This window comes from Desulfobulbaceae bacterium (assembly GCA_013792005.1).
GTDB lineage: Bacteria > Desulfobacterota > Desulfobulbia > Desulfobulbales > VMSU01 > VMSU01.
In genome coordinates this window covers 1-9,451 of record VMSU01000090.1, presented here as the reverse complement: position 1 = coordinate 9,451, position 9,451 = coordinate 1, and the positions used below count along the sequence as shown (strand labels likewise).

The 9,451-nt window shown below is 40.9% G+C and carries 12 protein-coding genes; 3 read left to right on the top strand and 9 right to left on the bottom strand.

The genetic code is table 11. From position 1 onward, the window contains the following. The first annotated feature begins 29 nt into the window (after positions 1–29). Entirely contained in the window at positions 30–287 is a 258-nt protein-coding gene (locus FP815_04970; GenBank protein MBA3014288.1) for a hypothetical protein, read from the top strand. A 159-nt stretch (positions 288–446) separates the two neighbouring features. Here the strand turns inward: FP815_04970 and FP815_04965 are convergent, their stop codons facing one another. Both FP815_04965 and FP815_04960 read right to left on the bottom strand, forming a co-directional pair. Beyond that, positions 447–1,094: a hypothetical protein gene (locus tag FP815_04965; protein ID MBA3014287.1), complete on the bottom strand. Its 648-nt coding sequence runs from the start codon at positions 1,092–1,094 to the stop codon at positions 447–449. A 72-nt stretch (positions 1,095–1,166) separates the two neighbouring features. Further along, positions 1,167–1,847, bottom strand: coding sequence for a hypothetical protein (locus tag FP815_04960; protein MBA3014286.1), 681 nt, complete (start codon positions 1,845–1,847; stop codon positions 1,167–1,169). Between the two features lie 372 nt (positions 1,848–2,219). On the opposite strand from FP815_04960, the gene FP815_04955 reads away from it, so the two are divergent. Continuing rightward, the gene (locus tag FP815_04955; protein ID MBA3014285.1) at positions 2,220–2,465 is read left to right on the top strand and encodes a hypothetical protein; all 246 of its coding nucleotides are present in this window, start codon (positions 2,220–2,222) and stop codon (positions 2,463–2,465) included. Between the two features lie 422 nt (positions 2,466–2,887). Here FP815_04955 and FP815_04950 read toward each other — a convergent pair whose 3' ends face one another. The 6 genes from FP815_04950 to FP815_04925 form a co-directional block, all read right to left on the bottom strand. Then, entirely contained in the window at positions 2,888–3,439 is a 552-nt protein-coding gene (locus FP815_04950; GenBank protein MBA3014284.1) for a hypothetical protein, read from the bottom strand. Positions 3,440–3,772: 333 nt separating this feature from the next. Next, positions 3,773–5,170 (bottom strand): hypothetical protein, encoded by a 1,398-nt coding sequence (locus FP815_04945; protein MBA3014283.1) that lies wholly within the window; start codon positions 5,168–5,170, stop codon positions 3,773–3,775. A gap of 137 nt (positions 5,171–5,307) precedes the next feature. Next, positions 5,308–6,057, bottom strand: a complete 750-nt coding sequence (locus FP815_04940; protein ID MBA3014282.1) for a Fic family protein — start codon at positions 6,055–6,057, stop codon at positions 5,308–5,310. Beyond that, entirely contained in the window at positions 5,942–6,466 is a 525-nt protein-coding gene (locus tag FP815_04935) for a hypothetical protein (protein MBA3014281.1), read from the bottom strand. Before FP815_04935 ends, FP815_04940 begins: the two co-directional genes overlap by 116 nt. Before the next feature lie 284 nt (positions 6,467–6,750). Continuing rightward, entirely contained in the window at positions 6,751–6,939 is a 189-nt protein-coding gene (locus FP815_04930; GenBank protein ID MBA3014280.1) for a hypothetical protein, read from the bottom strand. Positions 6,940–6,944: 5 nt separating this feature from the next. Further along, positions 6,945–8,237, bottom strand: a complete 1,293-nt coding sequence (locus FP815_04925; protein MBA3014279.1) for a hypothetical protein — start codon at positions 8,235–8,237, stop codon at positions 6,945–6,947. An 88-nt stretch (positions 8,238–8,325) separates the two neighbouring features. On the opposite strand from FP815_04925, the gene FP815_04920 reads away from it, so the two are divergent. After that, positions 8,326–8,580, top strand: coding sequence for a hypothetical protein (locus FP815_04920; protein ID MBA3014278.1), 255 nt, complete (start codon positions 8,326–8,328; stop codon positions 8,578–8,580). A gap of 4 nt (positions 8,581–8,584) precedes the next feature. Here the strand turns inward: FP815_04920 and FP815_04915 are convergent, their stop codons facing one another. Further along, entirely contained in the window at positions 8,585–9,160 is a 576-nt protein-coding gene (locus tag FP815_04915) for a hypothetical protein (GenBank protein ID MBA3014277.1), read from the bottom strand. Positions 9,161–9,451 lie beyond the last annotated feature (291 nt).

The following is a 9,451-nucleotide window of genomic DNA, read 5'->3' as shown; positions in this document are numbered from 1 at the left end:
CGAGTTGATGGCCCGAAGGCGCACCTGTAATGGACTTTTTCGAAGTCGCGCTGCTCATCCGCCACGATGGCCCGGCGCAGCCGGGCCATCTAGATGCTTTGCCACGCATTATCCAAGCTATTGCGAACAGTGCGCCCCATATAAAAATTAGCCCTATCAAAACATATAAACCGATTGTCAGCCATTCCGGAGAGAAAAGCTCATTGCCTTTTGAAGTCAAAGCAGCGCAATCGGCTGCAGAGCCTATTTCACATACATATCTCACCCTGGCCCAATACTCTTGGTGAGAGTTATTTAGGTAAATATAATAGCCCCCAACCAATACCCATACTGACGAAATTACCAAGCCAGTCCGCTTCATCACATTTGACAGCATAAAAGTCTCCTTATCTATTGAAAAAAATCCCCTCACATTCTGATGCCTAAAGTTAGCACCCTGTTAGGAGTCACAGTATTTGAGCTTTTCTTGTTCGCATTTTGTGTTTATGAGGTCCCAAATTTGATTTTCCTCCATAACACATCATGAAGCATGAAATAAGTCCTACTATGGCAACACATATTCTCTCCCAACTTGGTGGTGCTGATAGCGAAAATTTTGGAAGAACCTGAAAAATCAATGAAATCCATATTAGCAGTGTAAATGTGCTTACCCACTGATTGATTTTTGAGACAGAGACTTTTGCCGGGCCTGTAATGAATTTGTCTATATAGGTTGAGCTACTGGGGCGATGAAGTACTGTCTTATACAGTGGGCCAATAACAGAATCTTCCAGCATTCCAACGTGATTTTCCCAATTTTCCTGCCAAAATTTGCTTCCACGATTCACTAAAAACCATGCCCATGTGAATACAAAACCAATAACTGCGACGAAGTATGCATATAATTCTTTTTCTTGGATCTTCTCAGTGGAAAGGATGGCAAAAAAACCAGCGAAGGCAACGGCAATCAAGGCCCAGAAATAGGTAGCCCTTTTCCAGTAAAGTTCGATTTCGAACTTTCTGATATCTACGGCATGCTCAAATGCACATTTCGCTTTATTCTTGTCAGATCCATCAAGCCCAAAGCGATTTTTGTATCGATCTTGATTGTCCATATTTTTAATTGCCTAACGGCTGCGATCAGCGGAAAATAGGCCGCAGGCCTAGTTTTCCGCTGAATTGCATGGTTATGTGAGTCTGTCCAACTTCCACCATTGGAGAAATTGGCATATTTCTTTATTTCTCTTTGTGCTTGTTTTCATGGTATCTGAAAATGCCCAGAGGAAAAACAAGGTGAAAAATATAAAAAATAACACTGCTTTCAGAGGAATATTTTCAGCTTCAATTTGAATTTTTATATAATTAGAAAAAATTCCAGCAGTCATGGTTAGTACTATTAGCACAACTGGTTCCTTAAAGAAGGATAGTAGGTCATGCTTGATGTTTTCTATTTTTTCCCAATCGACTAAAATATCAACATCGTCTTTTTTAATAAATCCTGATGTGTTGAGTTTATCCGCGAACAATAAGTAACTAATGAACTTTGGCCTTTGATAAAAATGATACTTTTTCAAATTATGTAAATCGCACAATTTTTTATATTTTCGCTCTATCATTATATTTATCCATGAGTAAATTATCCAAAGTTCTGGAATCACTAACAATAGAGCACCAACGCTTTTTTCGCTGAGATGGAATATGTATAATGTAAAAAGGGCCACTAGGATAATTGTGCCGTAATAGATAAATGCCTCTAATGAGAATTTGTCTTTGTGTAGAGCCTTTACGAGACCTCCTCGGTTGGTTTCGTCATGTATTCCATAAAGCTCGCCCCACAATTTCAAAAGTGACATAGGTGTATTATTCATTATTGTTCAAAGGGAAGCCTGGGTCAAATCTTTATCCTTGACATGGCTGTCAAGGATAAAGATTTGACCCAGGCCTTATTTGCTGACTACCTCATTTTTGGTTGAGGGTTACCTTTATTCTTTGTCTTTCGATATGAAGCCGTCTATCACCCAATAGACAAGCCGAGTAAAAATAAACACACCACCAGCATACAGCATAGATACAATGGGAATGTGAATTAAAGCCTCTTCCGTGCTTATTGAATATGCGACTGCATAGAAGGTGTATGTAAGTATAAAAGCAATAATCGAAATCAAGAAAGACAAGCGGCGATAGCCTTGTTTTTTGTATAGGCCCACAGGAGTTTCCTTTAGCTGAAGTTGAGGTGCATTATGTCTGGGAAAAAAGGGTTCAGGTTGCAAATTTGGGATTTATCGCCCAATAAAGCTATTTCTTCAAAAGGATATTTAGTTGATGTTAACGACGATTGTTTTTTTGACAGAAATATTGTTGAAGAAGCCAAAAGAAGAATGAATGAATATAATAAAAATATTCGATTCCAGTTACTTTCCCCGGACAACAAGACCGCACATTATCTTTGCACGGAATCAGATTTTTCTAATCTTGATTTTACTTGATCTATAAGTGTGTCCGCGTCAGTGTTCATTGGATATGGGGGAAGGTTGTATTGTGCAGTTAATATTGTTTTGCCTGTCTGTTTTGCTTTAAAAATTAAGTTGTTTTGGGTTTTGTCCCACTCGATGTCGATATTGTCTGACAGTCCATCTCGAAGCCTCTGGATAAGTTCTGTTTTATGATGTTCGCTTTCACGTGGGGAAAGATGGTCCATTTTGTAGCCCTCATTTTTTTATTGTTCGCTAACGTGGCGGATGAGCAGCGGCCAGTCTGCTCGATCCGAGTTGATGGCCCGAAGGCGCACCTGTAATGGACTTTTTCGAAGTCGCGCTGCTCATCCGCCACGATGGCCCGGCGCAGCCGGGCCATCGCCTGCCATAAACCGCGCGAGGTACGAGCGTCGGATTTAATGGCATTGTTATATTCACAATTCCCCTCCATATTCGATAGGGCTCTTGTCAATTCCTATATCTTTTCGAATTTCATTTAGTAGATTTATCGATAATTCTCTTACTTTATGCCAGTCATAATCTACTGAGCCGCCAGCAATCAATATTAGATAATCCATAAGTTTATCCTGTGCGGTCATTACTGACTGTGGGGCAAGCATTGCAAGATACCCATATACCCTAAGCCTCTGTTCATTGAATTCATCAAACCGACTACCAGCTTCATCGGTTCGAAGTCTGCCCATCTGATGTGAGTCAAAAGAGGAAAGCATTCGGGCTACTACATCTACTATTGCGCGGTATGTAAGGATTTTGTCATTCTGAAACTTAAGTGTAGTTTCCTTAATAACATCTAGCTCTCTTTTTGTTTTTTCTAGCTCAGATTCTAATTTATGTTTTTCATTTCCAAGAATCCTGTTGGCCCACACTTTTCCAAGCCACGATGACAGAGCAAATACTAATGCTCCACCAGCGCCTATTGAGGCGATTGATGCTGTTATTAATTTAAAAACAGCTTCCCATTCCATGTCCGTGCCCTGTGAATATAACGTGGCGGATGAGCAGCGGCCAGTCTGCTCGATCCGAGTTGATGGCCCGAAGGCGCACCTGTAATGGACTTTTTCGAAGTCGCGCTGCTCATCCGCCACGATGGCCCGGCGCAGCCGGGCCATCGTGGCCAGATGAGGAGCGCGCAGGGCGCGTCTGGCTCAATCTCCTTGATGCCCAGACGGTTCTATAAGCTAGGCACTCTTTATTCCTGCGCGCTCCTCATCTGGCCACGATGCCCCCTGTTTTTTAGGGGGCATCGTTAAGTTGAGCTGACCGGGCCAATGAGTTCAGCGCTTCAGCGCCGCAGACGTTCACCCGGTCAGCTCAAACGCCTGGTTCGACATATTTAACTGCTTTTGCTTATTTTTTTGCAAAGAAGTTTCGATTTCTTCAATCCATTTCCCTGCTAATTCTTTCTCTTTATGGAATTTACTTTCTTCTGGGTAATCAAGAAACAACTTGAAATCGGTTATTGCCTGCTTCAAATCTCCTTTGATTTTCCAATTAAAAAATCCTAAACAATAATGGAATTGGTATTTGTCTGGTTCTTCCGATAAAATCCAACATAGAAAGTCCTCGATTTGGCTAAGTGTATTGGCCTGGACTGGGAAACTAGAACATACGCGATATTGCCTAACAGCATTTCGCAAATCTTCCTCATATGCATCTAGAAATGCCAAGTTAAAATGCCATATTACGTCATTGTATTTTTTGCATTTTTTTACATAGGATTTAGCTTTTGACACATCCCGACGGCTAAGAAATGGAGTTATCTGCTTTAGTAAAAGAATTCTATAATCGTTATCAAATTTATCTTCTATTTTATCCGTATTCTCAGATAAAAGCGGAATAAGATGTTTATCGTTTGATTGTGTCCATGCATCAAGAATAGACAAAGCTCTTGTCAGGTAAATTTCAGACAAACGAGCAGGAAGCCTTTCTTTTAATTTGACAAAAACAGGGAAACTGCCATCAGTGCTTATTAACTTAGCTTGTAACTCTTGATATAATCTTTCAGCATAATTTAAGTCTCCAGAGCAAAACGCAGCAATCCCTATAATGTATTTTGCGACAAATTCAGTCCACTCAGTCGTAAATGTAAATGACAACAAGTCATTGTCGGTTGGAATGGAAACCTTTCTGGGGAATAGCTCTGTAAATTCTTTAGAAATTTGGTCGCTAAATTTTTTGTCAATAGGTTTATGTGCAACAGCTCCCTCTAAATCTAAATGATAGCAATCAACACCATTTATTTTCCTAAATCTTACTCTGCCATAAATAACAAAGTGCGATCTAGTTTTTTGCTTTAAAACCAAGGCTTGGTCTTTATCGTTAATGGTTTCCGCGATATGTTGAGGAACTTCGTAAAAGTGAAATGAATTACCTGATGTTCCGTTTTTAATTAATGACTGTAATGTAATTATAAAATCTTCTCTGATTTTCCTTTTTTCTTGTTCATTTGAGCATGCAATAGAAACAGTAAATCCAACTTTTCCATCAGGAGTCTTTGGCAGACGGTTTGACCAATACCAAACTCCTATAACTGCAAAAATTGAAATAACATAAACTACAAGGTTGATTAGCCATGAAAGCGACAGGTTGCTCGAAATAACTACTTCGAAGAGTAGTAATCCTACAACGGCAACAAACAATCCAATCGGCTTGTGCCAATGTTTTTGAGCATGTTCAAATAAAGTTTTGGGGTCCAATTTTACTTGTTGCCTTATGGTTTATGATCTGTCGAACGTTTTGGGTAACCTGCTGGCCACCCAACCTTTCCGCGTCTAGCGCCGCCAAGCTTCTTCCAGTCAGGTTGACCCGATTGATAGGCGATTTTTGTTTTATGCTATTCCGAAAGATCTATTTCGCCGCTAAGGGCATTGAGTAGATGATTATTTATATACCCAGTTTTGCGGTTATATCTACGGCTAGATCTAATTAGTAAACCGGATGATTCAAGTTTTTTTAGATATGCATGAGCAGTAGAAGTGCTTCCAGCAACACCAAAATGCACAAGGTGATTAGCAAAAATGATTGGGCTGCGAAATAGTACATTAACAAGATCTTGCGAATACATATTTATATCGATTTCTCGGATCTTATTTTTTACTTCTTGCATAGCAACTCGAACTTTAAGGGCTCTTGTTGTTGATCTGAGTGATGCGGTATGAATTAGTCCAATAAACCACATTAAATATGGGAAAAAGTCATTAGTTTCGTGCGTTTTTTGAAGCAAGGAATAGTAAGACTCCCTATTGCGTAGGATTTCACCTGATAGAAATAAGACTGGAGCATCAAGTAGTTTTTGTTCCACTAAATACAGTACGACCATTATCCTGCCTGTTCTTCCATTGCCATCAGTGAATGGATGAATAGATTCAAACTGATAATGAGCAATTGCCGCTTTTATTATTGGATGGACTTCATCTTCATTGTTCATCCATTTAAATAAGTTATCCAGAAGGTCTCTTATTAATTTTTCACCATCCGGAGGATGTGTAAATGATTTTCCCTGTAGAAGACTGAGAAAGAGCCGTTCCGGGAACTTTTCTAACTCGTACAGGTTTGCCTCTAATAATTGAGCACATTTCTTCAACTATGTTTGTGCAAAGAGGCTTTTTCGATTGCCACCCATGACGAACAGCATCTGCGTATCGATGAACTTCTTTTGTCATGGGGTCTGGGGCTTTTTGAGGGGATTCTGAGCCAAATAGCTTATTGTCTGTTGTCACTACATGTTCGATCTCTGAAGAAGCTTTAGCTTCCAGCAGAATGACACTTTCATACAAAGATGCTTGGTTTGGCAAATGTTCAGCGGTTGCTGAAAGCTTAGCCAATGCCTCGGATGCAGGCAGTAATGCCTTGAACAATTCGATTGACTCAAGTTTTTGCACTGGCGGAAGGAGTGGTAAGTCGTAGTATGGCTTCTCTGGGTTAAACATTTCTGTATTTCCGAAAATTTTGATTTTTTCGTAAACATACCCTTCGTACTTTTTGAAAATCAAGAAATTTCGCAAGTACGAGGTTGTTCTTTTGAGATATCGTGTTTTTTCTGTAAGTTTCTATTTAGACGCCTATCGTGGCGGATGAGCAGCGGCCAGTCTGCTCGATCCGAGTTGATGGCCCGAAGGCGCACCTGTAATGGACTTTTTCGAAGTCGCGCTGCTCATCCGCCACGATGGCCCGGCGCAGCCGGGCCATCGACCTGCATCACCAGTGGCGCCACAGAACTAGCCGCGTCAGCGCCGCCGCGCTTCTCGCCATCTGGTGAATGCAATTGTTCGACATCCTATCTTTTCGATAAGTTTTTTTCGAACTCTGCTGCAAGTTGGTGTGCCACCACGATGCCTTTTCTTGTAAAATCTATTGAATTTGCTTCAGAGGCTATATGCTGCTTGATGGCTTTTGTGAAGTTCGGTGTGTAATTTTCCATCACCTCATGGAGTGCCGTGTATTTCTTTTCTTTTGATTTTGCCATAGCAATCACCTTTTGTGGCAATACATTGATATTCTTCTTGGGTTTAGTTCAGCCTCAAAATAATGTTTTCTTTTTACCCAAACGAACCCATCACCTTTTGTTATTACCGCAACATCTATTGGCCCCCCGACTGTTTCTTGCTGGGTGCTTACCCGCCTTTTAAATTTTGTTAAATTTACTAGCGATTCAGCCATTGCAGCTAACTCATCCTTTGGGAGAGATGCAACCATTTGCATAACTGGATTTGAATAGTGGCTTCTTCTGACATCATTCCACTGGTTGTGGAGATTGTCCAGAAGCTTGTCAAGGTTGTTTGAAATTGTGTTTTTAATATCATCACCAATTTTTTTATTCTTTTTCCTAACTTCTTCAATCAATACATCAACTACACCTATAAACAGATTTGATGTTGAGCTTGAAATGAAACGGCCATACTCCGGATCAATGCCATCCATGAAAGTATGTACCATTTCTTTTTGAGCAAAAGGAACAACACAAGAGTTTATATTATAATCAATTGCCATTTCATATGTTTTGGCAAATAACGGTAATTCATTGACGATGCCAGCAATAGTGGCTTCTGCAAGTGTTGGAAACAACTCAGATTCTCCAAACCCTGAAACAACTATCCCAGAATGGATTTTTCTATTAATCAGCCGTTTTGAAGATAGAAGTTCAGCAACTAATTGAGACAACCTTCTCTCTGTTAGTTGAGAGATCGGTAGTTTTTCAAATACCTCTTTGCGGGCCTTTGCCAGAATATGCTTGTATTTATTTAAAACTTCCTTCGGAAAATCTTTAGGGAGATTATCAAGGGAGCCGGCTTTTCTCGTTAATTCGATTTCGTCTTGTACAATTGAGGTGATTAACGATTTTATTTCACTTTCAGTTATTGTTTTTTTGTTTTCAATTTCTTTTTCAATTTTTTCATGAAAGGAGTTTAACAAGTACCCAAAGAAGTCGTATGCAATAAATTCAACGAAGTTTGCCTGGTTTTGTTTTGGGAAGAAATCAGCATTAGATGTCAAAAACCCTATAAAATCATTGTAATAATCTAATAAGTGGGGGAAGGTTTTCTCTCCCAAAACTTTTCGATATTCCTTGATGATGGTTTCCCAAGGCACCTGCAACAAGTCAGCTGACCCATAGACCATGATGCCCACCGGAGCATGGTTTGTAAGTTGAAACAATTTGTCAGCAGATGTGTAAATTTTCGATTCTTTTGTACCGATTGTAACTGCGCTATCCGCTGCAAGTGCAACTCCCATTCGATTTAATACGCCGACTTCAGCTGTCATTGTTTATCCTTATTTGTTGGTCGAACGTGGCGGATGAGCAGCGGCCAGTCTGCTCGATCCGAGTTAATGGCCCGAAGGCGCACCTGTAATGGACTTTTTCGAAGTCGCGCTGCTCATCCGCCACGATGGCCCGGCGCAGCCGGGCCATCGCCATGATAACCCGCTTGTCGGGTTAATTATGTGGTTGGGCATTCACTTTATTCATGCCGATAAATTTTACGGAGGTAAGTATATGAAAGAATCAAATATTGAGCAAAGGGCAGACGGGCTTTATGAAAAATCCAGTGGACGCAAGATCGTCAGTCCGCTGGATTTTTGTCTTTTTCCGGGCGGGATAGACTAATATGTTAAACATATTCAGCAGGGCCGATACCTCTAAGCCTAGTATGGATTACAGAATTGCAAGACGGGCAAGCGATAACAATAAAACCATTCTTGTCCTTTCTTGGCTGGAGGATCATTCGCTTTCCGTCTTCGTAGCATTTTGTGCATATCCAATGAGGTGGTTCGGATTCGCTCATAGATTTTTTAAGGGCGTACATGACAGCAGGGCCTTCCCCGAATGGTGTAAGCTGGTAGCGTTGCTTTTGACTTTCCCATGCTTTTATACGAGCAATTTCTTCTTTAAGTGCGCGTATCTCGTCAACCACCGCAGATTGTGCCGCGTTAGATTCAAGGGCACCGCTTTGAGCAGCCAGGATTGCACTTTGAAGTTCAATGACCTTTCCTTGGACCTCAGAAAGAGTATTGAGTTGGAGAATTCCCTTCGCAATATCACCAGCGAGACGCAGGCTGGTAATTGTTCCATTTATGAGCGATATATCCATGTTTGCACCAATGTATTTTGTAAAGCACAACTGATTGATAGTAACAACTACCCCGTCCACGATCCTTGGCGTCCTCGTTTGAATTTGTCCGTTCACGGACTCTTTCGGTCGCCTTGTCATCTTTCGGGTGACGGCAAACGGTTTGACTACGTTTTTGCTTTATTGATCTTTTATCTTTTTGGCCTGCTCAGTGGTTTATCCACTGAAGCATTTTAGTTGAGCCGAACTGAATCGAGCGCCGATTTATTAAATGAACTCTTTCGTGCTGCAAGGAATTTTTACTTACATGGCATAACGTGGCGGATGAGCAGCGGCCAGTCTGCTCGATCCGTGTTGATGGCACCAGGCCCACCTTGTAATTAACTTTATCGAAGTCGCGCTGCTCAT

What these genes read in the sequence shown, in the direction of transcription:
- FP815_04955 (MBA3014285.1), top strand. Translation starts at nt 2,220, where the DNA reads ATGTCTGGGAAAAAAGGGTTCAGGTTGCAAATTTGGGATTTATCGCCC.
- FP815_04970 (MBA3014288.1), top strand. Translation starts at nt 30, where the DNA reads ATGGACTTTTTCGAAGTCGCGCTGCTCATCCGCCACGATGGCCCGGCG.
- FP815_04965 (MBA3014287.1), bottom strand. Translation starts at nt 1,094, where the DNA reads ATGGACAATCAAGATCGATACAAAAATCGCTTTGGGCTTGATGGATCT.
- FP815_04930 (MBA3014280.1), bottom strand. Translation starts at nt 6,939, where the DNA reads ATGGCAAAATCAAAAGAAAAGAAATACACGGCACTCCATGAGGTGATG.
- FP815_04960 (MBA3014286.1), bottom strand. Translation starts at nt 1,847, where the DNA reads ATGAATAATACACCTATGTCACTTTTGAAATTGTGGGGCGAGCTTTAT.
- FP815_04920 (MBA3014278.1), top strand. Translation starts at nt 8,326, where the DNA reads ATGGACTTTTTCGAAGTCGCGCTGCTCATCCGCCACGATGGCCCGGCG.
- FP815_04925 (MBA3014279.1), bottom strand. Translation starts at nt 8,237, where the DNA reads ATGACAGCTGAAGTCGGCGTATTAAATCGAATGGGAGTTGCACTTGCA.
- FP815_04950 (MBA3014284.1), bottom strand. Translation starts at nt 3,439, where the DNA reads ATGGAATGGGAAGCTGTTTTTAAATTAATAACAGCATCAATCGCCTCA.